The sequence below is a fragment of the Streptomyces sp. NPDC053069 genome (assembly GCF_044546895.1).
Taxonomy (GTDB): domain Bacteria; phylum Actinomycetota; class Actinomycetes; order Streptomycetales; family Streptomycetaceae; genus Streptomyces.
In genome coordinates, this window is sequence record NZ_JBITZN010000002.1 from 540816 (window position 1) to 563304 (window position 22489).

Annotated in this window: 16 protein-coding genes and 1 pseudogene; 7 read left to right on the top strand and 10 right to left on the bottom strand. The window is 71.5% G+C overall.

Going from position 1 to position 22489, the window contains the following annotated elements; genetic code table 11:
• Positions 1–219 precede the first annotated feature (219 nt).
• Both ACIGXP_RS06140 and ACIGXP_RS06145 read left to right on the top strand, forming a co-directional pair.
• Entirely contained in the window at positions 220–1443 is a 1224-nt protein-coding gene (locus tag ACIGXP_RS06140) for an NADP-dependent malic enzyme (RefSeq protein ID WP_399764508.1), read from the top strand.
• Between the two features lie 195 nt (positions 1444–1638).
• On the top strand, positions 1639–2604 hold the full coding sequence (locus ACIGXP_RS06145; protein WP_363214443.1) for a zinc-binding dehydrogenase: 966 nt from the start codon (positions 1639–1641) through the stop codon (positions 2602–2604).
• Between the two features lie 117 nt (positions 2605–2721).
• Here ACIGXP_RS06145 and ACIGXP_RS06150 read toward each other — a convergent pair whose 3' ends face one another.
• The 3 genes from ACIGXP_RS06150 to ACIGXP_RS06160 all read right to left on the bottom strand — a co-directional run bounded on the left by ACIGXP_RS06150 (position 2722) and on the right by ACIGXP_RS06160 (position 5038).
• The gene (locus ACIGXP_RS06150) at positions 2722–3768 is read right to left on the bottom strand and encodes a PadR family transcriptional regulator (RefSeq protein ID WP_399764511.1); all 1047 of its coding nucleotides are present in this window, start codon (positions 3766–3768) and stop codon (positions 2722–2724) included.
• 1 nt (position 3769) lies between these two features.
• A complete protein-coding gene (locus tag ACIGXP_RS06155) occupies positions 3770–4687 on the bottom strand; it encodes a DUF4097 family beta strand repeat-containing protein (protein WP_399764513.1) in 918 nt (305 codons plus the stop codon).
• 171 nt (positions 4688–4858) lie between these two features.
• Positions 4859–5038 (bottom strand): DUF6104 family protein, encoded by a 180-nt coding sequence (locus ACIGXP_RS06160; RefSeq protein ID WP_003992906.1) that lies wholly within the window; start codon positions 5036–5038, stop codon positions 4859–4861.
• A 656-nt stretch (positions 5039–5694) separates the two neighbouring features.
• Here ACIGXP_RS06160 and ACIGXP_RS06165 point away from each other — a divergent pair.
• A pseudogene (locus tag ACIGXP_RS06165) lies at positions 5695–6043 on the top strand (ATP-binding protein); the annotation flags it as partial.
• 81 nt (positions 6044–6124) lie between these two features.
• On the opposite strand, the gene ACIGXP_RS06170 reads toward ACIGXP_RS06165, so the two are convergent.
• From ACIGXP_RS06170 to ACIGXP_RS06185, 4 genes are all read right to left on the bottom strand, one after another.
• The gene (locus ACIGXP_RS06170) at positions 6125–9925 is read right to left on the bottom strand and encodes a multifunctional oxoglutarate decarboxylase/oxoglutarate dehydrogenase thiamine pyrophosphate-binding subunit/dihydrolipoyllysine-residue succinyltransferase subunit (protein ID WP_363214439.1); all 3801 of its coding nucleotides are present in this window, start codon (positions 9923–9925) and stop codon (positions 6125–6127) included.
• A gap of 301 nt (positions 9926–10226) precedes the next feature.
• Positions 10227–11342, bottom strand: a complete 1116-nt coding sequence (locus ACIGXP_RS06175; RefSeq protein WP_363214438.1) for a HAMP domain-containing sensor histidine kinase — start codon at positions 11340–11342, stop codon at positions 10227–10229.
• Complete coding sequence (locus ACIGXP_RS06180; protein ID WP_351623052.1) at positions 11339–12079, bottom strand: response regulator transcription factor; 741 nt, start codon at positions 12077–12079, stop codon at positions 11339–11341. The genes ACIGXP_RS06175 and ACIGXP_RS06180 overlap by 4 nt, the downstream gene beginning before the upstream one ends.
• Before the next feature lie 113 nt (positions 12080–12192).
• Positions 12193–12873, bottom strand: a complete 681-nt coding sequence (locus tag ACIGXP_RS06185; RefSeq protein ID WP_363214437.1) for a spermidine synthase — start codon at positions 12871–12873, stop codon at positions 12193–12195.
• Between the two features lie 195 nt (positions 12874–13068).
• On the opposite strand from ACIGXP_RS06185, the gene ACIGXP_RS06190 reads away from it, so the two are divergent.
• The 3 genes from ACIGXP_RS06190 to lon all read left to right on the top strand — a co-directional run bounded on the left by ACIGXP_RS06190 (position 13069) and on the right by lon (position 17044).
• The gene (locus ACIGXP_RS06190; RefSeq protein WP_399764518.1) at positions 13069–13896 is read left to right on the top strand and encodes a rhomboid-like protein; all 828 of its coding nucleotides are present in this window, start codon (positions 13069–13071) and stop codon (positions 13894–13896) included.
• Between the two features lie 72 nt (positions 13897–13968).
• Positions 13969–14535 carry a TIGR03086 family metal-binding protein gene (locus ACIGXP_RS06195; RefSeq protein ID WP_399764520.1) on the top strand — a complete coding sequence of 189 codons (567 nt, stop codon included), beginning with the start codon at positions 13969–13971 and terminating at the stop codon, positions 14533–14535.
• A gap of 88 nt (positions 14536–14623) precedes the next feature.
• Positions 14624–17044, top strand: coding sequence for an endopeptidase La (gene lon, locus ACIGXP_RS06200; RefSeq protein ID WP_399764523.1), 2421 nt, complete (start codon positions 14624–14626; stop codon positions 17042–17044).
• A 212-nt stretch (positions 17045–17256) separates the two neighbouring features.
• Here lon and ACIGXP_RS06205 read toward each other — a convergent pair whose 3' ends face one another.
• Both ACIGXP_RS06205 and ACIGXP_RS06210 read right to left on the bottom strand, forming a co-directional pair.
• Positions 17257–19620: a SpoIIE family protein phosphatase gene (locus ACIGXP_RS06205; protein ID WP_399764525.1), complete on the bottom strand. Its 2364-nt coding sequence runs from the start codon at positions 19618–19620 to the stop codon at positions 17257–17259.
• 119 nt (positions 19621–19739) lie between these two features.
• Entirely contained in the window at positions 19740–20582 is an 843-nt protein-coding gene (locus tag ACIGXP_RS06210; protein ID WP_363214432.1) for a lysozyme, read from the bottom strand.
• A gap of 238 nt (positions 20583–20820) precedes the next feature.
• On the opposite strand from ACIGXP_RS06210, the gene ACIGXP_RS06215 reads away from it, so the two are divergent.
• Positions 20821–21312: a MarR family transcriptional regulator gene (locus tag ACIGXP_RS06215; RefSeq protein ID WP_363214431.1), complete on the top strand. Its 492-nt coding sequence runs from the start codon at positions 20821–20823 to the stop codon at positions 21310–21312.
• 33 nt (positions 21313–21345) lie between these two features.
• Here the strand turns inward: ACIGXP_RS06215 and ACIGXP_RS06220 are convergent, their stop codons facing one another.
• A complete protein-coding gene (locus tag ACIGXP_RS06220; protein WP_363214430.1) occupies positions 21346–22134 on the bottom strand; it encodes a protein phosphatase 2C domain-containing protein in 789 nt (262 codons plus the stop codon).
• Positions 22135–22489: the final 355 nt, after the last annotated feature.

Below are 22489 nucleotides of genomic sequence, written 5' to 3' on the forward strand. Positions count from 1 at the left end.
TCCGAGATGTGACCTTGCGCCTATTGGACTCGTCGTGGGCGCCGTCCGTCCGGTAAGAAGGTTCTTTACACCCCTCATCCGGGGCTCAGGGCGCGTGTGCGGCGCGCCCGTCGCGTATGTGCTCGTACGTATCAGCAATCGAGTCGTACGCGGTGCCCGCCCACCCCTCACCAGGAGTGGTCGACCCTCAAACCATGCATACCTAAGGGGTAAAACAAAGTGGCAGCGGAGATCGTCAATCCTCGCAGCGACAGCACAACGGATCAGGACGGCGGGGCCGAGCCCCTCGATTCCTTCGATCCGGTGTTCGCGCTGCACCGCGGCGGCAAGATGGCCGTGCAGGCCACCGTGCCGGTCCGCGACAAGGACGACCTTTCCCTCGCGTACACGCCCGGTGTGGCGCGCGTGTGCACCGCGATCGCGGAACAGCCGGAGCTGGTCAACGACTACACATGGAAGTCCTCGGTGGTCGCCGTCGTGACCGACGGTACGGCCGTGCTCGGACTCGGGGACATCGGTCCCCAGGCCTCCCTCCCGGTGATGGAGGGCAAGGCGATCCTGTTCAAGCAGTTCGGCGGCGTCGACGCGGTGCCGATCGCGCTCGACTGCACCGATGTGGACGACATCGTCGAGACCGTCGTCCGGCTCGCTCCCTCCTTCGGCGGAGTGAACCTCGAGGACATCTCGGCGCCGCGGTGCTTCGAGATCGAGCGCCGGCTGCAGGAGCGCCTCGACATCCCGGTCTTCCACGACGACCAGCACGGTACGGCCGTCGTGACGCTCGCGGCGCTGCGGAACGCGGCGCGGCTGAGCGGCCGTGAGATCGGGCAGCTGCGGGCCGTCATCTCGGGCGCCGGCGCGGCCGGTGTCGCCATCGCGAAGATGCTGGTCGAGGCCGGCATCGGGGACGTGGCGGTGGCGGACCGCAAGGGCGTCGTGTCGGCCGACCGGGAGGACCTGACCCCGGTCAAGCGTCAGCTGGCCGGCTTCACCAACAAGGCGGGCATCACCGGCTCGCTGGAGGACGCCCTCGCGGGCGCCGACGTGTTCATCGGCGTCTCCGGCGGTACGGTCCCGGAGGAGGCCGTGGCCTCCATGGCGAAGGGCGCCTTCGTGTTCGCGATGGCCAACCCGAACCCCGAGGTGCACCCGGACGTCGCGCACAAGTACGCGGCGGTCGTGGCGACCGGGCGGTCGGACTTCCCGAACCAGATCAACAACGTGCTGGCGTTCCCGGGCATCTTCGCGGGCGCGCTGCAGGTGCGGGCCACTCGGATCACCGAGGGGATGAAGATCGCTGCGGCTGAGGCGCTGGCCGCGGTGGTGGGGGACGACCTCGCCGCCGACTATGTGATTCCGTCTCCCTTCGACGAGCGGGTTGCTCCCGCGGTCACGGCGGCGGTGGCTGCGGCTGCTCGTGCCGAGGGCGTTGCCCGTCGCTGACATTGCGCTGAATGGCCCCGTCCGCTTGGGCGGGGCCATTTCCTTTCCCACCCGCCCGCTCGAATCCGGTGTGTGAGGGGAGCCCTTCGGCGGCGTCGGGGGCGCCTGCGCTGGATGGGTGTCCCTGCGCAAGAGGGCAAGTGTCACAGGCCCTCGCGGTTCCGTCGGCTGATCAGCACGCCTATCGTCGGCTGCATGTTCGCTGTCTACGCCGCCCGAATCGACCGCGACCAGCCGCTCACCGGCCTGGAGTTGGGGGAGCGTCCGGCCCCCGAGGCCCGGCCCGGCTGGAGCACCATCCATGTGCGGGCCGCTTCCCTCAACCACCACGACCTCTGGTCCCTGCGGGGCGTCGGCCTCCCGGAGGAACGGCTGCCCATGATCCTGGGCTGCGATGCCGCCGGCGTCGACGAGGACGGCAATGAGGTCGTCCTGCACTCCGTCATCGGCCAGACCGGCCACGGCGTCGGCCCGAACGAGCCGCGCTCCATCCTCACCGAGCGCTACCAGGGCACCTTCGCCGAACAGGTCGCCGTGCCGACCTGGAACGTCCTGCCCAAGCCCAAGGAGCTGTCCTTCGCCGAGGCCGCCTGTCTGCCGACGGCCTGGCTGACGGCGTACCGGATGCTGTTCACCAACGCCGGGGTACGGCCCGGTGACTCCGTCCTCGTGCAGGGTGCGGGCGGCGGTGTGGCCACGGCCGCGATCGTGCTCGGCAAGGCGGCCGGGCTCCGTGTCTTCGCCACCAGCCGGGACGAGGCCAAGCGCAAGCGGGCCCTGGAACTGGGGGCCGTGGAGGCCGTGGAGTCCGGAGCGCGGCTGCCGCAGCGGGTGGACGCCGTGATCGAGACCGTGGGCGCCGCGACCTGGTCCCACTCGGTGAAGTCCCTGCGGCCCGGCGGCACGATCGTCATCTCCGGTGCCACCAGCGGGGACCGGCCCTCGCATGCCGAGCTGACCCGGATCTTCTTCCTGGAGCTGAAGGTCGTCGGTTCCACCATGGGCACCAAGGAGGAGCTGGAGGACCTGCTCTCCTTCTGCGCCGCCGCCGGCGTACGGCCCGTCATCGACGAGGAGCTGCCGCTGGACCGCGCCCGTGAGGGCTTCGAACGGCTCGCTTCCGGCGAGCAGTTCGGAAAGATCGTGCTCACCACGTCCTGAGCTCTCCCGCTTCGGGCGGTTCACGGGCGGGTCCGGGTGTCCGGGCCCGCCCCTTGCGCACCGGTGCCGGCGAGCGGCCACGGGCTGCCGCCGGAGCACCGGCGGCCGTGCCTCCCGTCAGGGTCTCGGTGACCGCAGGAGGGCGCCGATGTGGGACGCCGCCGTCGACAGGTGGCGGCGGGCGTCGCGGAGCTGGGTCTGGGTGACGCCGTGGTCGCGGGCCGCGTCGCGGATGTCGTCGCGGAAGCGGTCCAGGAGGCGGTCCAGGTCACGGACCGGGTCGCCAGTGAGGTCCTCGTGCGCCCAGGAGGGTTCGTACCCGGCCGGGAAGTCCTCGGTGGGCGGGACGTAGTGCAGGTCCTCGACCGTGGCGGCGGACTTGGGCGCCGGCTCCTCGGGGGTGCGGGAGGAGCCCCAGTTCTTGCCGAAGTCGCCGAGCTCCCTGGCCAGTTCGGACAGGCCCTCGCGGACGCCTGTCGGCCAGTCACCGTGCGCGAAGTGGTCCTGGACGCGATCCTGGACCTGGCGCGCGATGCGCTGCATCTCCTGCTGCGCCTGGGCCCGCGCCCGCGCCTGCGCCTCCTGGGCCTGGCGACGGGCCCGCTGGGCCTCCTCGCGGGCCCGGCGGCTCTCGTCCTTGGCCCGGCGGGCCTGCTCCTTCCACTCCTGCTTGACACGGCGCATCTCCTCCTTGGCGACCCGCCAGGCCTCCTTGTCGGCGAGGTCGCCGTACTCCCCGGAGGGGCCCGCCGTGCCCGCGCCCGTCTTGGTGCTCCGGTGGGCCTCGGACGCGGCCGCGCGCATCTCGCGGCGCAGGTCACCGGCCGCACCGCGCACGTCGGCCCTTATCTCGGCGGCCAGTTCCGCGACCGACTCGCGGATCTCCAGCTCCAGGTCGGCCAACTCGCCGCTGCGGTCGGCCAGTTCGGCACGGCCGGCGTCCGTGATGGCATACACCTTGCGGCCGCCCTCCGTGGTGTGCCTGACCAGGCCCTCCGCCTCCAGCTTGGCCAGCCGGGGGTAGACCGTGCCCGCAGAGGGGGCGTACAGCCCCTGGAAGCGTTCTTCAAGGAGCCTGATCACCTCGTAGCCGTGGCGCGGGGCCTCGTCGAGCAGCTTGAGCAGGTACAGGCGCAGGCGCCCGTGGGCGAAGACGGGGGGCATGTCAGAGCACCTTCTTGTCGGTCGTGCCGTTGCCCGGGGCCGCATGCGGGGCCGCGGCGGGGTCGCGCGGCGGCTCGGTGGGCCCGTCGTCCGCCGCGGTCTCCGCCTCGTCCTCGCGCGACGGGCGGCGCAGCAGGGCGATCGAGCCGGAGACCGTGGTGGCCCGGAGTCTGCCCGTGCCCGCACCCAGGCGTCCCGTGATCTTGTGGGCGCCCCACTGGCCGTGCACCCGCAGTCCGTCGAAGGCGTTGGAGATCGTGCCGCTCGCGGTGTTCGCCTCCACCTCGGCGTCCGCCGGATGCGGCAGGCGGATGGCGATCTCGCCGGAGACGCTGGTGAGGTTGACCTCCGTGGGGCCGTCCGGGTCCAGGTCGACGATCATGGAGCCGCTGACGGAGTCCGCACGGACGGACCGGCCGGAGCCGTCGACCACCGTCAGGTCTCCGGACACGGACTTGAAGGCCAGGTCGCCGGTGACCGCCTGGGCTTCAAGGTTCCCCGACACGGTGTCCGCGCGGACCGGGCCGGAGACGCCGACCAGGGTCGTGTCGCCGGTCACCCCCTTGACCACCGCGGGGCCGCGGATGCCGGAGACGACCGCGCCGGCGCCGACCACGCCCACCTCCACGCGCGTGTCGGCGGGGACCGCCAGGGAGACCACGGCGCTGCGCCGCCAGCCCTTGCGGTCGAACCACTTGAGGAAGCCCTTCCAGGGCAGGTCGTCATAGGCCACCGTGAGGGTGTCGCCCTGCTGGGTGACCACGAGGGGTGGGCCGTCCATCTCCGAGACTTCGAGGCGGGCGGAGCCCTCGTCCGTGCCCACCACGTTCACCGTTCCGTTGACGACGCGGACCTGGAGGTCGCTCACGCGGGTGTCAAAGGTCAGCTTCTGGGGCTCGGTGACGGACCACTCGGGCATGAGGACCTCCTCGGGTACGGCGCGGCGCAGACCGAACGCCGTAGCGACACGCCATATCGCGTCTTCCTCGTTTCACGATATATCGCGGCCACGGAAAGTCAAGACACCCGTTCGTGGGAGCGCAGGCGTGGTGCGTATGCCGGAGGAGGGTGGCGGGGCGCGCTGCCGGGCCTACTCGTCGTCCTCGTCGTCCAGGCGGGCCAGCCAGGTCGCGAGCCGTTCCACCGGTACCTCGAAGTCGGGGTTCAGGTCGACGAACGTACGCAGCTGCTCGGCGAGCCACTCGAAGGTGACCTCTTCCTCGCCGCGCCGCTTCTCCAGTTCTTCGATTCCTCGGTCGGTGAAGTACATGGATGCCGCTCCGTCGTTCAGTGCAGGGGTAGGGCCGCTCCCGGGCGGGAAGAACCCTCAACCTGTGAGAGGTGGAAGATGCCGCATTTCCGCCTGAGGAGCCTGGCAAGAACAGGAAAATAATAGGCAGCCGTCCGGCTCGGCGGACGCGCGGTCCCGACGGGGCGAGCGGACGGGGAGCATGACGGACGCGGAGTTGAGGAATGCGGAGTCGACGCGGGTGGCGCGGATCCAGCTGCCGGACGGCACGCCGGTGTGGGCCCGGATATCGGGGCCGAGGAACTGTCCGCGCCGCCGGGGGGCCCGCGTCGGGGGGACTGTCGTACACGGACACTGGGTTCGCCGAACGGGTGGAGGCGAGCGTCGAGAGCTTCCAGTCGCTCGCGGACGGCGAGGCCAGGGCCGCCCTCACGGTCACCCTGACCAGGCACGGGGACGGTGACCTGGCACGGGGACGGTCCGCCGGACGCGGACACACCGCCCGCCCCGTCCCGGTGCTCCCGCATCCCCGGCAATGCGCCCCCGCCTTCCGCCGTCCAGGGACCCCGCACCGGCGCGTCGACCGGCGTTCGGGGGCACGGGGTGCCGGGGGCGGCGGCGTCGGGGGCGCGGAACGACAGAGCGGTACGACGGGGGCGCACCGGACGGCTCCGAGCTTCCTGATCGGGGCCCGCGCCAACCACGCCCTGGTGCTGCGCAGCGTCGGCGAGCGGGAACACGCGCACGCCGTCATCGAGGAGGCGCCGGCCGGGATGACCGCGGCCCTCGGCGAGAGCCACCCGCACACCCTGGGCTGTGCCATCAACGCCTCGGCCCTGCGCAACCTCGTCGGCGAGCCCGAGTCCCCCGCCGAACTCAGCAGGGTCACCAGCCTCAGGGCCACCGAGACCCTCGGCCGCGCCCACCCCCCTCACCCTCTCCGACCTCGCCGCCACGGTGGGCCCCCAGCACGTCCACACCCTCTCGGCCCGCTCCCGCAACCGCCCCTACTGGGACTTCGAACCCCAGGCGAACCGACGGCGAACTGACAACGCGAAGGGCCCGGTACCGAGTGGGAACTCGGTACCGGGCCCTTGCTTTGAGGGCTTACGCCTCAAAAACCTCACGCACCAGCTGCTCCTGCTCAGCCTGGTGACGCTTGGCGGAGCCGACCGCCGGGGACGAGGAGTGCGGACGCGAGATGCGCCGCAGCCGCTCGCCGTGCGGGACGTCCGCGCCGACCGCCAGGTCCAGGTGGTCGATCAGGTTGAGCGCGATGAACGGCCAGGCACCCTGGTTCGCCGGCTCCTCCTGCGCCCACAGGTACTTCTCGGCGTTCGGGTACTTCTTGATCTCCGCCTGGAGCTCGGCACCCGGCAGCGGGTACAGCCGCTCGATGCGGATGATCGCCGTGTCGGTCGCGCCGCGCTTGACCCGCTCGGCCTCCAGGTCGTAGTAGACCTTGCCGGCGCAGAAGACGACCTTCTTCACGGCCGCCGGGTCGGTGATCGACGCGTCGCCGATGACCGGACGGAACTCGCCGCTCGTGAACTCCTCCGCCTTCGACGCCGCCGCCTTCAGACGCAGCATCGACTTCGGGGTGAAGACGATCAGCGGCTTGTGGTGCGGGTTGTGCACCTGCCACCGCAGCAGGTGGAAGTAGTTCGACGGCAGCGTCGGCATGGCGACCGTCATGTTGTTCTGCGCGCACAGCTGCAGGAACCGCTCCGGACGCGCGGACGAGTGGTCCGGGCCCTGGCCCTCGTAGCCGTGCGGCAGGAGCAGCACCACACCGGAGGTCTGGCCCCACTTCTGCTCGGCCGAGGAGATGAACTCGTCCACGACCGTCTGCGCGCCGTTGGTGAAGTCACCGAACTGCGCCTCCCACATCACGAGCGACTCGGGACGGGCCAGCGAGTAGCCGTACTCGAAGCCCATCGCGGCGTACTCGGACAGCAGGGAGTTGTAGACGTTCAGCCGCGCCTGGTCCTCGGAGAGGTACTGCAGCGGGGTGTACTCCTCGCCGGTCTCCCGGTCGATCAGCACCGCGTGGCGCTGGCCGAAGGTGCCGCGCTGGGAGTCCTGGCCCGCCAGGCGCACCGGGGTGCCCTCCAGCAGCAGGGAGCCGATGGCGAGGGTCTCGCCCATGCCCCAGTCGATCGTGCCGTCCTCGACCATCGTCGCGCGGCGCTGCAGCTGCGGCTGCAGCCGCGGGTGGACGGTGATGGAGTCGGGGACGTTGACCTGGGACTCGGCGATCCGCTTGACGACCTCGGCGGAGACCGCGGTCGGCACCGCGACCGGGAAGCCGTCCTGCGGCGCCTGGGCGCCGGCGGCGGCCGGCTGCGCGGTGGCCTCGCGGACCTCGGTGAAGACCTTCTCCAGCTGGCCCTGGTAGTCCTGCAGCGCCTGCTCGGCCTCTTCCAGGGTGATGTCGCCGCGACCGATCAGGGACTCGGTGTACAGCTTGCGCACCGAGCGCTTCTTGTCGATCAGGTCGTACATCAGCGGCTGGGTGAAGGCCGGGTTGTCCGACTCGTTGTGACCGCGGCGGCGGTAGCAGATGAGGTCGATCACCACGTCCTTGTTGAACGCCTGGCGGAACTCGAAGGCCAGTCGCGCGACGCGGACCACGGCCTCGGGGTCGTCGCCGTTCACGTGGAAGATCGGGGCCTCGATCATGCGGGCCACGTCCGTCGCGTACATGGAGGAACGCGAGGACTCGGGGGCCGCGGTGAAGCCGACCTGGTTGTTGATGACGATGTGGACCGTGCCGCCGGTGCGGTAGCCGCGCAGCTGCGACATGTTCAGGGTCTCGGCCACCACGCCCTGGCCCGCGAAGGCCGCGTCGCCGTGGATCGCCACCGGCAGGACCGTGAAGTCCGTGCCGCCCTTGTTGATGATGTCCTGCTTGGCGCGGGCGACGCCCTCCAGGACCGGGTCGACCGCCTCCAGGTGCGAGGGGTTGGCCACCAGCGAGACCTTGATCTGCTCGCCGTCCAGGCCGGTGAAGGTGCCCTCGGCGCCCAGGTGGTACTTCACGTCGCCGGAGCCGTGCATCGACTTCGGGTCGAGGTTGCCCTCGAACTCGCGGAAGATCTGCGCGTATGACTTGCCGACGATGTTCGCCAGCACGTTCAGGCGGCCACGGTGGGCCATGCCGATGACGACCTCGTCCAGGCGGGACTCGGCCGCGGAGTCGATCACCGCGTCCAGCAGCGGGATGACGGACTCGCCGCCCTCCAGCGAGAACCGCTTCTGGCCGACGTACTTCGTCTGCAGGAAGGTCTCGAAGGCCTCCGCCGCGTTCAGCCGGCGCAGGATGCGCAGCTGCTCCTCGCGCTCCGGCTTGGAGTGGCCGCGCTCGACGCGGTCCTGGATCCACTTGCGCTGCTTCGGGTCCTGGATGTGCATGAACTCGATGCCGGTGGTGCGGCAGTACGAGTCGCGCAGCACGCCGAGGATGTCGCGCAGCTTCATCATCGACTTGCCGGCGAAGCCGCCGACGGCGAACTCGCGCTCCAGGTCCCACAGGGTGAGGCCGTGCTCGACGATGTCCAGGTCGGGGTGCTTGCGCTGGCGGTACTCCAGCGGGTCGGTGTCGGCCATGACGTGGCCGCGGACCCGGTAGGAGTGGATCAGCTCGAAGACGCGGGCGGCCTTGGTGACGTCGTCGTCGTGGCTGGCGTCGATGTCCTTGAGCCAGCGGACCGGCTCGTAGGGGATGCGCAGCGCCTCGAAGATGTCGTCGTAGAAGCCGTTCTCGCCGAGCAGCAGGTTCGCGACCTGGCGCAGGAACTCGCCGGAGGCGGCGCCCTGGATGACCCGGTGGTCGTAGGTCGACGTGAGCGTCATGACCTTCGAGATGCCGAGCTTGTTCAGGGTGTCCTGGCTGGTGCCCTGGAACTCCGCCGGGTAGTCCATGGAGCCGACGCCCATGATCACGGACTGGCCGGGCATCAGACGCGGGACCGAGTGGACGGTGCCGAGGCCGCCGGGGTTGGTCAGGGAGACCGTGACACCGGTGAAGTCGTCCATCGTCAGCTTGCCGTCACGGGCGCGGCGGACGATGTCCTCGTAGGCCTGCCAGAACTCGAAGAAGTTCAGCGTCTCGGCCTTCTTGATGGCGGCCACGACGAGCTGGCGGTCGCCGTTGGGCTTCACCAGGTCGATGGCGAGGCCCAGGTTGACGTGCGGCGGCTTGACGAGGGTCGGCTTGCCGTCCTTCTCGCCGAACGACCAGTTCATCGACGGCATGGCCTTGATGGCCTGCACCATCGCGTACCCGATGAGGTGCGTGAAGGAGATCTTCCCGCCGCGGGCGCGCTTGAGGTGGTTGTTGATGACGATGCGGTTGTCGAACAGCAGCTTCACCGGGACGGCGCGGACCGAGGTGGCGGTCGGCAGCTCCAGCGAGGCGTTCATGTTCTTCGCGACGGCGGCGGCCGGGCCGCGCAGCGTGATCAGCTCCGGGCCCTCGGGGGCCTCGGCGGCGGGGGCGGCCTTCGCCTTGGGCTGGGCCGGCGCCTGTGCGGGCGTCGCCGGCCTGGCCGGGGCAGGGGCCGCGGCCTTCGCCGCGGGCGCGGGAGCCGCAGCGGGCTTCGGGGCTGCGGGAGCCGGGGCGGCGGCCTGGGGGGCCGGGGCCGCGGGCTGGGCCTGGGGGGCCGTGGAGGTGGTCTCTGCGGCCCCCGCGGCCGCAGTACCCGCCGCAGCCGGGGAGGCAGGAGCACCCGGCTTGTAATCGGCGAAGAAGTCCCACCAGGCGCGGTCTACCGAATTCGGGTCCTGGAGGTACTGCTGATAGATCTCGTCGACGAGCCACTCGTTCGGACCGAACGCGGCAGCGGGGTTCTTCCCGGCTTGGTCGTCGGTCGAGATGCTCGAGTTACTGGGGGACTGTGGCGACACGGCGGCAACCGCCCTCTTCCGCTTCACAAGGTGATGGACAGCGGGAATAAAGGCTACGCCTCCATGGCGGGGAAGGTCAGGTCGAGCAAGGTCATCGTCGTGTAAGTCACATCGGAAATCTTGTTTCAGGGCTTGATATGGCGGGAAACAAGCGTGGTTCCGCATGTGGGAGGGTGCACCGGCGCCGGCCCGGCGCGCCTTCGTTCGACGGGTGGCGCGGGCCTGCCCTGATCACACGTGTCCAGCTGCACGGAACGGCAGCGACCGTCGTGGATCTTGTGCTTCCGGATCGGACTTTACGTCAACTCGGGGCGGAAGTCAGTCCCGGAAGAGTGACGATGATCCGGCAGCCGCGCTCGGATTCGGCCACTCCGATCCGGCCGCCGTGCAGATCCACCGCCCAGCGGGCGATCGCCAGACCGAGGCCCGTACCGCCGTCGCTGCCCGGGCCGTGCGGCCGGGTCGCCGCGCCCCGGTTGAACCGCTCGAACACCTTGTGCCATTCCGATCGCGGGATCCCCGGGCCCTCGTCCAGGACCTCCAGCTCCAGCGACTCCGGCTGCGGCCCGCGCCGCGCCTTCACCGTCACCCGGCCGTGCGGCGGGCTGTGCTTGACCGCGTTGTCGATCAGGTTGGCGACGACCTGGTGGATGCGCTCGGGATCCGCGTGCGCGGTCAGCTCCGGCGGGGAGACGTCCAGGTGCAGATGGACGTCGGTGCGGGTGTGGCTGCCGGAGCCGGAGGCGATGCCGGCGCGCGCCGAGGCCACCATGTTGGCCTCCTTCAGCACGCCCGACAGATACGGCCACACCTCGAAGCGCCGCATCTTCAGCGGGACGACGCCGTTGTCGAGCCGGGACAGGTCCAGCAGGGTCTCCACCAGCCGGCCGAGCCGCTCGGTCTGCTTCAGGGCCGTCCGCATGGTCTCGGGGTCGGCCTCGGTGACCCCGTCGACGATGTTCTCCAGCACGGCGCGCAGCCCGGCGATGGGGGTGCGCAGTTCGTGGGAGACGTTCGCGACCAGCTCCTTGCGCTGGCTGTCCTGGGCCTCCAGCTCGTCCGCCATGACGTTGATCGTCCGGGCCAGGTCGCCCAGCTCGTCCCGGCGGCCCTCGCTCACCCGGCGGGTGTAGTCGCCCTCGGAGATCGACCGCGCCACCGTGTTCATCTCGTCCAGCGGCATGGTCAGCGAATGCGCCACGAACTGCGTGATCAGCAGGGTGGCGATCATCGAGAAGACCGTGATGAAGCGCAGCTCGGTCTTGGTGTGCACGGCGACGATCGACAGTCCGGTGGTGATCAGCACCGATATGACGACGAGCGCACCCAGCTTGGTCTTGATCGAGAACGGGCGTACGCCGCCCCAGGGGTCCTCCCCGGGGCTCCTCCGTGCGGCCTGGCGCCCGGCGCCGCTCATGGAGTCGGCGTCTCCAGCGCGTATCCCACGCCGTGCACGGTGCGGATGCGCTCGGCGCCGATCTTCCGGCGCAGCGCCTTGATGTGGCTGTCGACCGTACGGGTGCCGGAGGCGTCCGCCCAGTCCCACACCTCGGCCAGCAGCTGCTCCCGGGAGAGCACCGCACGCGGGGTGTTCGCGAGGCACACCAGCAGGTCGAACTCGGTGGGCGTCAGGTGGACGTCCTCGGACTTCACCCGCACCCGGCGCTGCGCGTGGTCGATCTCCAGCTCGCCGAGCCGCAGGATCCCGCTGCGCGGCGTCGCGGCGGCCAGGGCCGCCCGCTCCACCCGCCGCAGCAGCACATGCACCCGCGCGGCCAGCTCCCGCATCGAGAACGGCTTGGTCATGTAGTCGTCCGCACCGACCCCGAGACCGACCAGCATGTCCGTCTCGTCGTCCCGCGCGGTCAGCATCAGCACCGGCACCGGACGCTGTGCCTGCACCCGCCGGCAGACCTCCAGGCCGTCGAAGCCCGGCAGCATGATGTCGAGGATCAGCAGATCGGGCTGCCAGGCCTCGGCCGTGTCGACGGCGGCCGGGCCGTCCGTCGCGGTTTGCACGAGAAATCCCTCGGCGCGCAGCCGGGCCGCGATGGCGTCGACGATCGTGGGGTCGTCCTCGACGACCAGGACCCGGCGCTGTGCGCCCGGGGTGGTCGTCGCCGCGCCGCTCTGGGAGGTGTGTGTCTGCTCCATCGCCCGCCCCTGCTTGTTGCTTTCCGGAACCAGTGGGGTGATCCCATGTCTGCGATTGACGCTTGAATGATCCGCGTCAGGGCAGCACATTACGGGGATCCGCCGTGCTGTCGCTATCCAGGTCGGACCCCGAGGTGCACGGCGTCCGGAACGCCCCGGGCAACGGGGACCTCTTCGGTACGCACCTGCCGGAACCCGGCATTCCGCATGGTTCCTTCAAATTCCGGAGAGGGCTCGGCGGACCACACGGCCAGCACTCCACCGGGTCTCAACGCCCTTGCGCAGGCGGCGAGTCCGGCCGGCGCATAGAGGCTGTGATTGTCGTCCGTGACCGTCCAGCCGGGGCCGTTGTCGATGTCCAGGCAGAGCGCGTCGAACGTGTCGGATGTCTCATTGACGAACGTCACGAGATCCTCCTGCACGATCTCGGTGCGCGGATCGCCGAGCGCACCGGCGGACACCTCCGCCAGCGGCCCGTTCCGGTGCCAGTCGACGACGGCGGGTTCCCGCTCCACCACGGTGATCCGTCCCCACCTGGGGTCCGCTGCCGCATGTGCGAGTGAGAATCCCACGCCCAGCCCGCCGATCAGCACATCCGGCTCCGGCCGTCCGTCCAGCGCGTCGTACGCGGCGTCCATCAGCAGCCGCTCCGAGCGGCCGTCGGAGGTGTCCATCAGAAAACAGCCGTTGGCGATGATCTGCAGCAGCGTTCCGTGCCGGCGCAGCACCACCTCGCCGTACGGGCCGTCACGCCGGTCGAGGACCACGGGAGAGTCGTACACGGCAGCAGTCATGCCCCCATCCTGCTTGAACACGCCATGACCTGCACCGGAATTGCGGATGACACGCACACGCTCCCGGCACCGGGCCGGGGGCGGACGCAGCCGGTACGTGAGAGGTTGCTGTGAATCCGCCCTCGCGTGGCGTCGGTCATAGACAGCGGCCCGCGCAACGCGAAGGGTGGGGCGCGAAGGAAGGAGCGCCACACCGTGGAACCGATCGCGACGGGGCCTTCATCGGCCGCGTCCGCGCCCCTGGCGGGCGCTCCGCTCACCGACGGCGGTGTCGCCGGTCCGGCACCCGCGCTCGCGGACCTGCTGGACGGCATGCCGCGCCAGCGGCACGCCACGGTCCCCGCCTGCGACCCCGCACCCACCCCCGCCGACACGCGCCCCGCCCTGCGGGTCCCGCGGCTGTGGCGCCTGCTGCCCACGCCCACCGGAACCCCGTTCACCTTCTCCTACGGCGCCGTCCTGGCCGTCACCTCGACGGTCGCGGCCATGGCCGACCCGGGCCTGGTGCACACCCTCTACCAGAACTCCAGCACGGACGTGGCCCACTTGGTGCGCACACCCGTGCTGGTGCTGCTGGCGAGCGCCCTGTGGATCGCGGGCGGCGTCCTGTCGCCGTACGCGCTCGCGTTCGTGCTGGTGCTCACCGCGCTCGAACGGCGCATAGGCGGTGTGCGGGCGGCCTGCGTCTTCCTGGCGGGGCACGTCCTGGCCACCCTCGCGACCGAGGTGCCGGTGGGCCTGGCCGTCCTGTTCGGCCACCTTCCCCCCACCTCGCTGCACCGCCTCGACTACGGCATCAGCTTCGGCGTCGCCGCCGGCACCGGCGCCCTGGCCGGCCTCCTGAGCCCCTGGCTCCGCTGGCCCGTACTCGCCCTGGCGACCGGCCTCCTCTTGAACGACCTGATCGCCTTCGAGGACCCGATGACGAACTGGGGCCACCTGATCGCCCTCGCGATCGGCGTCGGCGGCTGGCCGCTCGTACGACGCCGGCGCCTTCCGGCGGTTTCCCCGGTTCCCCTGTGAACACCCGCTCGATGGTGTAGCCCTGTGCTGCGGTCGGAGCACAGGGCTCCGGCGGGACAGGGGGAGGATCACATGACGGATGTCGTTGCCCGGATCGAATGGGCGGTCGAGGTGACCGGCCGCGTGGTGGACGCCGTCGCCGACACCCAGTGGCGGATCGCGACGCCCTGCAAACCGTGGGACGTTCACACCGTCCTCAACCACACCGTGGGCGGTATGCACATCTTCGCCGCCCTCCTGAACGGCACCGAGCCGGGCCGGGCGCACGAGGACGACTGGCTGGGCGAGGACCCGAAGGCCGCGTACCGGGCGGCAGCAGCGGCGGACCTCGCGGCCTGGACCCGCCCCGGCGCCCTCGACACCACGGTCCGCATCGCGCTCGGCCCCCTGCCCGGCCCGGTCGCCGCACTGGTCCACCTCACCGAGGTCTGTGTCCACGGGGTCGACATCGCGGTCGCCACCGGAGGCGAGTCCCTCCTGGACGAGGACCTGTGCGAGCACCTGCTCACGACGATGCGGCAGACGCCGGGCTTCGACTCGTTCCGGGTGCCGGGGGTCTTCGGCCCGGAGCTCCCGGCACCGGCGGACGCGGCGCCGCACATCCGCCTCCTGGCCTTCCTGGGCCGCAGTACTTGTTGATCGCTCACAGCGAACAATCGAAGGGAACACCGGCAACCCCCCAGCAGTTGAGTCGGCATAGCTCAACTTGACTGCCGAAGGGGAGATCATGGCTACTGAGTCACCGGCGTTCACGCTCGTCCTGCCCGTGCTGCCGCTCGACGACGAGGTCGTGCTGCCCGGCATGGTGGTTCCGCTGGACCTGAGCGACGCCGAGGTGCGGGCCGCGGTGGAGGCCGCACAGGCCGCCGCCCGGTCCGCGCCCGGGAAGCCCAAGGTGCTGCTGGTGCCCCGTATCGACGGCACGTACGCGAAGACCGGTGTGCTGGGCACGGTCGAGCAGGTCGGCCGGCTGGCCGACGGTGACCCGGGGGCTCTGATCCGCGGCCGCAGCCGCGTGCGGATCGGCGCCGGCACCACCGGCCCCGGCGCGGCCCTGTGGGTCGAGGGCGCCCGCATCGACGAGAACGTCCCCGACCCGCTGCCGGGTCAGGTCGCGGACCTCGTCAAGGAATACAAGGCGCTCGCCACCACCTGGCTGAAGAAGCGCGGCGCCTGGCAGGTCGTGGACCGGGTCCAGGCCATCGACGGCGTCTCCGCGCTCGCCGACAACTCCGGCTACTCGCCGTTCCTCACCACCGAACAGAAGCTCGAACTGCTGGAGACCGCCGAGCCGGTGGCCCGGCTGAAGCTCGCCACGCAGCAGCTCCGCGACCACCTCGCCGAGCAGGACGTGGCCGAGACCATCGCCAAGGACGTCCAGGAGGGCGTCGACAAGCAGCAGCGGGAATTCCTGCTGCGCCGCCAGCTGGAGGCCGTCCGCAAGGAACTGCGCGAGCTGAACGGCGAGTCGGAGGGCGAGGAGTCCGACGACTACCGGGCCCGCGTGGAGGCCGCCGACCTGCCGGAGAAGGTCCGCGAGGCCGCCCTGAAGGAGGTCGACAAGCTGGAGCGGGCCTCCGACCAGTCGCCGGAGGGCTCCTGGATCCGGACCTGGCTGGACACGGTCCTCGAACTCCCGTGGAACTCCCGCACCGAGGACGTGTACGACATCCAGGGTGCCAAGGCGGTCCTGGACGCCGAGCACGCCGGTCTGCAGGACGTGAAGGAGCGCATCACCGAGTACCTCGCGGTGCGCAAGCGGCGCAGTGAGCGCGGGCTCGGCGTGATCGGCGGCCGGCGCGGCGGTGCCGTACTGGCCCTGGTCGGCCCGCCCGGTGTCGGCAAGACCAGCCTCGGCGAGTCCGTCGCCCACGCCATGGGCCGCAAGTTCGTGCGCGTGGCCCTCGGCGGCGTCCGCGACGAGGCCGAGATCCGCGGCCACCGCCGTACCTACGTCGGCGCGCTGCCCGGCCGGATCGTGCGCGCCGTCAAGGAGGCCGGGTCGATGAACCCGGTGGTCCTGCTGGACGAGATCGACAAGGTGGGTTCCGACTTCCGCGGCGACCCGGCCGCGGCCCTGCTCGAAGTCCTGGACCCGGCGCAGAACCACACCTTCCGGGACCACTACCTGGAGGTCGAACTCGACTTGTCGGACGTGGTCTTCCTGGCCACCGCCAACGTCCTGGAGGCCATCCCGGAGGCGCTCGCCGACCGTATGGAGATCGTCCGCCTGGACGGCTACACCGAGGACGAGAAGGTCGTCATCGCCCGTGACCACCTGCTCCCGCGCCAGCTGGAGCGGGCGGGACTCGGCAGGGACGAGGTCGCCCTGGACGAGAGCGCCCTGCGCAAACTGGCCGGCGAATACACGCGCGAGGCCGGCGTGCGCACCCTGGAGCGCTCGATCGCACGCCTGCTGCGCAAGGTCGCGGCCCAGCACGAACTCGGCGAGCGGGAACTGCCCTTCACCGTCCGGGACGAGGACCTGCGCGGCCTGATCGGACGTCCGCGCCACGTGCCCGAGTCCGCCCAGGACCCGGCCGAGCGCCGTACGTCCGTCCCGGGTGTGGCGACCGGCCTCGCGGTCACCGGCGCCGGCGGTGACGTCCTCTTCGTGGAGGCGTCCCTCGCCGACCCGGAGACGGGTGCGGCGGGCCTGACCCTGACCGGTCAGCTCGGTGACGTGATGAAGGAGTCCGCCCAGATCGCGGTGAGCTTCCTGCGCAGCCGCGGAGCCGAACTGGAGCTCCCGGTCGGCGACTTGAAGGACCGGGGTGTGCACATCCACTTCCCGGCGGGCGCGGTCCCCAAGGACGGCCCGAGCGCCGGCATCACGATGACGACGGCGCTGGCGTCCCTGCTGAGCGGACGGCTCGTGCGCACGGACGTGGCGATGACGGGCGAGGTCTCCCTGACCGGCCGGGTCCTGCCCATCGGCGGCGTGAAGCAGAAACTGCTCGCCGCACAGCGCGCCGGGGTGACCACCGTGATCATCCCCAAGCGCAACGAGCCCGACCTGGACGACGTCCCGGCCGAGGTGCTGGACAAGCTGGACGTCCACACCGTGACCGACGTCCGCCAGGTTCTGGAGCTGGCGCTCGCGCCCGCGACGAACGGCGCGGCGCCGGAGGTTCCGGTGGCGGCGTGACGGACGCTGCCGGATGAGGGAGGGCCCGGGTCCCGTGAGGGAGGCCCGGGCCCTCGCCGTACCCGCTCGGGCTGCTCGCCCCGCCGTGCACGCGCGACGACGCCTTCGGCCGCCGGTCCGCGCCGGAGGCCGGCCGCCGCCGTCGGGCTCTGCGCCGGCGCCTGCGCGAGCTGCGGCAACGGCGGCCGTGGGGCGACGGTGGCAGCGGCCGGTCAGCCCGCGGCGCCGGCCAGCGACTGCTCCGCCCACACCGTCTTGCCGACCCGGTCGTGCCGGGTGCCCCAGCGGTCGGCCAGCTGGGCGACCAGCAGCAGGCCCCGGCCGCCCTCGTCGAAGATGCGGGCGCGCCGCATGTGCGGGGTGGTGCCGCTGGAGTCGTACACCTCGCAGATCAGGGTCGAGTCCTGGTGGATCAGCCGGAGCCGGATGGGCGGGCGGCCGTACCGCATGGCGTTGGTGACCAGCTCGCTGACCATCAGCTCGGTGGGGAAGACGGCCTCGTCCAGTCCCCACACGGACAGCTGATCGCAGGCCAGGCGGCGGGCCCGCGAGACGTCCGTGGGGTCGTCCGCCAGCTGCCAGGCGGCGACCCGGTCCTCGTGCAGCACCCGGGTGCGGGCGACGAGCAGGGCGATGTCGTCGTCGGGGCGGTGGCTCAGCAGCTCGGTCAGCACCCGGTCGCAGACGGCGTCCAGCGTGGTCGCGGGCCGGCCGAGTGCGGCGAACATCTTGTCCAGCGCCTCGTCGATGTCGTGCTCACGGGCCTCGAAGAGCCCGTTGGTGTAGAGCGCGAGCAGGCTGCCCTCGGGCAGTTCGGTCTCGCTGGCCTCGAAGGGCAGCCCGCCGAGCCCGAGCGGTGGCCCCGCGGGCACGTCGAGGAAGCGTACGGCGCCGTCCGGCGTGACCACGGCGGGCGGCGGATGGCCGGCCCGGGCGAGCGTGCACCGGCGCGAGACCGGGTCGTAGACGGCGTACAGACAGGTGGTGCCGATACCGCCGGCGGTATCGGCGGCCGGGTCCGCGCTGCCCTCGTCGGCGGCGAGCCGCAGCACCAGGTCGTCGAGGTGGGTGAGGAGTTCGTCGGCCGGCAGATCGACGTCGGCCAGGGTGCGCACGGCCGTGCGCAGCCGGCCCATGGTGGCCGAGGCGCGGATGCCGTGGCCCACCACGTCGCCCACGACGAGCGCGACCCGCGCCCCGGACAGCGGGATCACGTCGAACCAGTCGCCGCCCACGCCGGCCCGGGCCGCGGCGGGCAGATAGCGGGTGGCGATCTCCAGGGCCGCCTGGTCGGGCAGCGTGTGCGGGAGCAGGCTCTGCTGGAGGGCCATGGTGGTGGTACGGGCCCGTGCGAAGCCCCGGGTCTGCCGGATGCCGGCGGCCGCCCTGGCCGTGAACTCCTGGGCCAGCCGCAGCTCCTCCGGGCCGAACGGCCCCCGGTCGGGGCGCCGGCCGAAGAGCGCCACGCCGAGCGCGCTGCCCTGGGCGAGCAGCGGCGCCGCCAGCAGCGAACGCGTCCCGGACGCGCGCAGCCACGCCGCGCCCGGGTCCACCGCCGCCCACTCGGCGACGACCGGGTCCGTCGTGTCGTACAGCAGCGGCCGGCTCGCCGCGAGGCACTGGGCCGGCGGGGAGTCCACCGGGCAGACGACCGCCTCGCCCGGGCCGGCGCCGTAGGCGGGTCCGTGGCCGTCCGGGACGGCGCGCAGCGCGGCGCGGCGCAGCACCACGGGACCGGGCTGCTCGGGCTCCTCGTCCGCGTCGCGGGGCGAGTCCAGCAGGTCGACCGCCATGACGTCGGCGAGCCGCGGGACCGTGACCTCGCCGAGTTCCTGCGCGGCACGGGCCTGGTCCGCCGCCGGGCCGACGCGCGAGCTGCTCTCGTCCGCCGCCTGTGACGGGCCGACGGCGTCCTGGCCGGGCGCCTGCGTGGACAGGCAGACCGCGCGCACCCGGCCTCCGGCGTCCTTCAGCGGGGTGAGCACGGCGGTTCCGCTCCCTTCCGCGCCGAGCCCGGCCGTGGCCTCCTGCGGCCGGCCGGACTCCAGGGCGAGCCGCATCGACCGGTCGGCCTCCTCGCTCGCGGCGCCGGGCGCGATGTGCGGCAGCCGCAGTCCGCGCATCGCGGCCTCGGGCAGGGCGAGGGCGTGTTCCATCCGGCGGTTGGCGCGCACCAGCCGCAGATCGGCGTCGAAGATCGCCAGTGGGAAGGGGGACTGCAGGAACGTCCACTCCTCCAGTGGTTCGCCCCGGGGCGGCTGCGACCGGGCCGTCACGGCGCTCACCACGAGCCAGTCGGTGACTCCGGTGGCCGAGGTCCGGCGGTGCGCGAGCACCCCCAGTTCCAGCCGCCGGCCGTCGCGGTGGCGCAGCGGCACGGTGCCGTTCCAGCGTTCGCGGCCGGCCAGGACCCGGCGCGCCGCCGAGACCTCGGCGGCGAGCAGCACGGTGGCGGGCCGTCCGACGACGGCCGGGGAGTCATAACCGAGCAGCCGCTGTGCGCCTTCGCTCCAGCCCGTGAGAATGCCCTGCTCATCGATGGTGGCCGTGGCCGTGTACGTCGACTGTCGCTCCATCGCCGCTCATCTCGCCCAGTTCGGCAGGCTCTCCCTGACCAGCATGATCCCGGGCGGCGGAGAGCACCAACGCAACGGAAGCGGCCCCTGCCGGGCGGGCAGGGGCCACCACAGGAGCATCAGCCGTTGGCCAGGGCCTGTACCCGGTCCAGAGCGCCGTTGAATTTGTCGTGGTCGCCGACCGTCGGGCCGGAGGAGGTGTACTGCCACATCGTGTAGTACGACCAGCCGGCCGGCAGTGTCCCCGGGTCCGAGGCGTAGCGGGCGATCCACAGCGGGTTGTTCGCGGCGAAGCCGCCGTAGTTGCCGGTGCACTGGGTCCACCAGCTGGTGGCCGTGTAGATCACCGGGTAGCGGCCGGTGAGCGAGTGGTAGGTGTTGATGAAGTCGGCGATCCAGCTGACCATCTGGCTCGCGGTCTTGCCGTAGCAGGCCGCCCCGTAGGGGTTCCACTCGATGTCGAGCGTGCCGGGCAGGGTCTTGCCGTCGCGCGACCAGCCGCCGCCGTGACCGACGAAGTAGCTCGCCTGGGTGGCGCCGCCGGTGGTGTCCGGGGTCGCGAAGTGATAGGCGGCGCGGATCATGCCCACGTTGTACGAGCCGTTGTACTGCTGGGCGAAGTACGGGTTCGTGTAATACGTGCCCTCCGTCGCCTTGGTGTACGCCCAGCGCACCCCGCTGCCCCACAGGGTCGACCAGGCGACGTTGCCCTGGTAGGCGGAGACGTCCACGCCCTCGGTCTGGGTGACGGCACCCGGGGCGGGGGTGCCGTTTCGGCCGTCGTGGGCGAGGACGCCCATGCCCATGCGGGCGGAGCCGCGGCTGGGGGTGGTCGCGGCGTGGGCGGAGGTGAGGGGCAGGGTGAGGGAGAGCGCCGCGAGCAGGGCCGTGACGAGGACGGCGAGGGGGCGCGGGCGCAGGGAGCGGGCGGAGCGGTCGGAGCCGGGTCTGTGCACGGGCATGACGTGCCTCCGGGATGTGGGGTGGGGGGAACGAGGCGGTGACCGTGAACCGAGTGGCCGCACTGGCGTGGGCATGCCATTGATTGCCTGATAAAGAAGCTACGCACGTAGATGACGGCGTGGGAAGGGGGTCCGGACGCTGCCGTTGGTCTACGCCTGCGAAATACTTACGGAGCTGCGGCAATGACGACTTTTGGCAGAAACTTTCAGGACCGGGAAACCGAGCAGGGGTGCTGACGTGCACGAGGACGGAAACGGCGACGCACAGCGCGGCGCCCACAAGGCGACGCCCGCCGGCGCGGACCAGGAATTCCTGGCGCTGGAACGGGAGTTGACCGTGCTGCTGCGGCGAGCGCGGGCCAACCAGGGAGAGATGGCCCGAGAGGTCCATCCCGATCTGGAGTCCTCCGCGTACGGCCTGCTCATCCGCCTGGACGAGTACGGCGGGCAGCGGGCCACGGAACTCGCCGCCTACATCGGCGTCGGCAAGGCCACCATGTCCCGCCAGCTGCGCGCCCTGGAGGAGCTGGGCCTGATTGCCCGCGAGCCCGACCCCGCCGACGGCCGTGCCTGGCTCGTCACCCTGACCGACGAGGGGCGCGGCCGGGTCGGCAAGGTCCGCGAGGCGCGCCGCGCCCGGTACGTCAGCCAGCTCGCCCACTGGGACCGCCGCGAGGTCGCGGAACTGGCCCGGCTGCTCCACCAGTTGAACGGCGTCATGGAGAAGTAGGAGCCCTCGACCGGGGTCAGCCCTCGACCGGGGTCACAGCTCCACATACACGACCGTCGCGTCGTCGTGCGTCTTGCTCCGCCCCAAAAACGCCCGCTCCTCCCGGTCCGCCGTCTCCAGATCCCGCACCCGGTCCACCAGCGACCGGGCGCCCTCCTTCGCGACCACGTCGAACAGGGCCGCCCAGTCGCCCTCGTGGAACTTCTCCGTCCAGCGGGTCGCGCCGTCCGTCAGCGCGGCCAGGGCGCGGACCTCGCGGCGGGGCAGGCTGCCGGCGACCGCGCGTGCGGCCACCGACGGGTCGGCGGCGGCCGTGAAGAATCCGCCCTCCTTGTTGCGCAGGGTGGCGTCCACCAGGGCGTCCGTGGCGAGCCGGGAGCGCGGGATCCGGGCGAGACGGTCGTCCAGGACCGGGGTGACCGTCCCGTCGGGCCCCTGGAGCAGCAGCGCCGCATCGGACAGCACCAGGTACTCGACCGTGTCGGCGGACCAGCGGGCCAGGGCGACGGTTGCCTGGGGGGTCCGTGGGTGAGAAAGCTCACAAGTGTCCGCGTGGGCCCCGGCCGTGCGGCCGATCGCCCGGGAGAGAACCTCCGGCAGTGTCAGATCTCTGCTCGAAACGGTCAGTTCGGTCAGCGCGCCGCCGAGCCGCGCGGTGAACCAGGGGACGGAATGCAGACACCCCGTCCCGCCTCTCGGCGGGGTCACCCCGTCCAGGACGATCACGCAACCTCCCTGTCCGGAGGCGGGTAGTCCGGCACCGGCGAAGTCCTCGTTGGGTCGGTTCACGTCGCCGGGTTCCGAAACGAGATCGGTTCGCATCCAGCCAGTCTGCACGACCCCTTCACAGGATGCGCCAAAGGCTGGCAAGCTCCGCCGAATTGACCCGACCCCGCAGGTCAGCCGCCTGTTTTGGGCGGGAATGAGCGGCTCCGGGAAGGCGTGGCGGCGAATATTGCCAAAGCCTGCGGCGTGCGTCCAACCGGCGTGCCGTACAAGGGCACCGCACGCGCCACGGGAACTTGCCCGTCAACTCTCCTCCGATGTTCACTCCTTCGGGTGGCGGGTCAGGTGATGCGCGACCACCGCCCACCGGCGCTGGGAGGGTCGGGAACCGTACGAACCGGGTGTACGAACCACTTGGCACCGAGATGACGGGGCGCCACCCGGTGCCTTG

Coding starts and splice junctions, on each gene's coding strand:
- ACIGXP_RS06145 (WP_363214443.1), top strand. CDS start 1,639: ATGTTCGCTGTCTACGCCGCCCGAATCGACCGCGACCAGCCGCTCACC.
- ACIGXP_RS06150 (WP_399764511.1), bottom strand. CDS start 3,768: ATGCCCCCCGTCTTCGCCCACGGGCGCCTGCGCCTGTACCTGCTCAAG.
- ACIGXP_RS06155 (WP_399764513.1), bottom strand. CDS start 4,687: ATGCCCGAGTGGTCCGTCACCGAGCCCCAGAAGCTGACCTTTGACACC.
- ACIGXP_RS06160 (WP_003992906.1), bottom strand. CDS start 5,038: ATGTACTTCACCGACCGAGGAATCGAAGAACTGGAGAAGCGGCGCGGC.
- ACIGXP_RS06175 (WP_363214438.1), bottom strand. CDS start 11,342: ATGAGCGGCGCCGGGCGCCAGGCCGCACGGAGGAGCCCCGGGGAGGAC.
- ACIGXP_RS06180 (WP_351623052.1), bottom strand. CDS start 12,079: ATGGAGCAGACACACACCTCCCAGAGCGGCGCGGCGACGACCACCCCG.
- ACIGXP_RS06185 (WP_363214437.1), bottom strand. CDS start 12,873: ATGACTGCTGCCGTGTACGACTCTCCCGTGGTCCTCGACCGGCGTGAC.
- ACIGXP_RS06195 (WP_399764520.1), top strand. CDS start 13,969: ATGACGGATGTCGTTGCCCGGATCGAATGGGCGGTCGAGGTGACCGGC.
- lon (WP_399764523.1), top strand. CDS start 14,624: ATGGCTACTGAGTCACCGGCGTTCACGCTCGTCCTGCCCGTGCTGCCG.
- ACIGXP_RS06205 (WP_399764525.1), bottom strand. CDS start 19,620: ATGGAGCGACAGTCGACGTACACGGCCACGGCCACCATCGATGAGCAG.
- ACIGXP_RS06210 (WP_363214432.1), bottom strand. CDS start 20,582: ATGCCCGTGCACAGACCCGGCTCCGACCGCTCCGCCCGCTCCCTGCGC.
- ACIGXP_RS06220 (WP_363214430.1), bottom strand. CDS start 22,134: ATGCGAACCGATCTCGTTTCGGAACCCGGCGACGTGAACCGACCCAAC.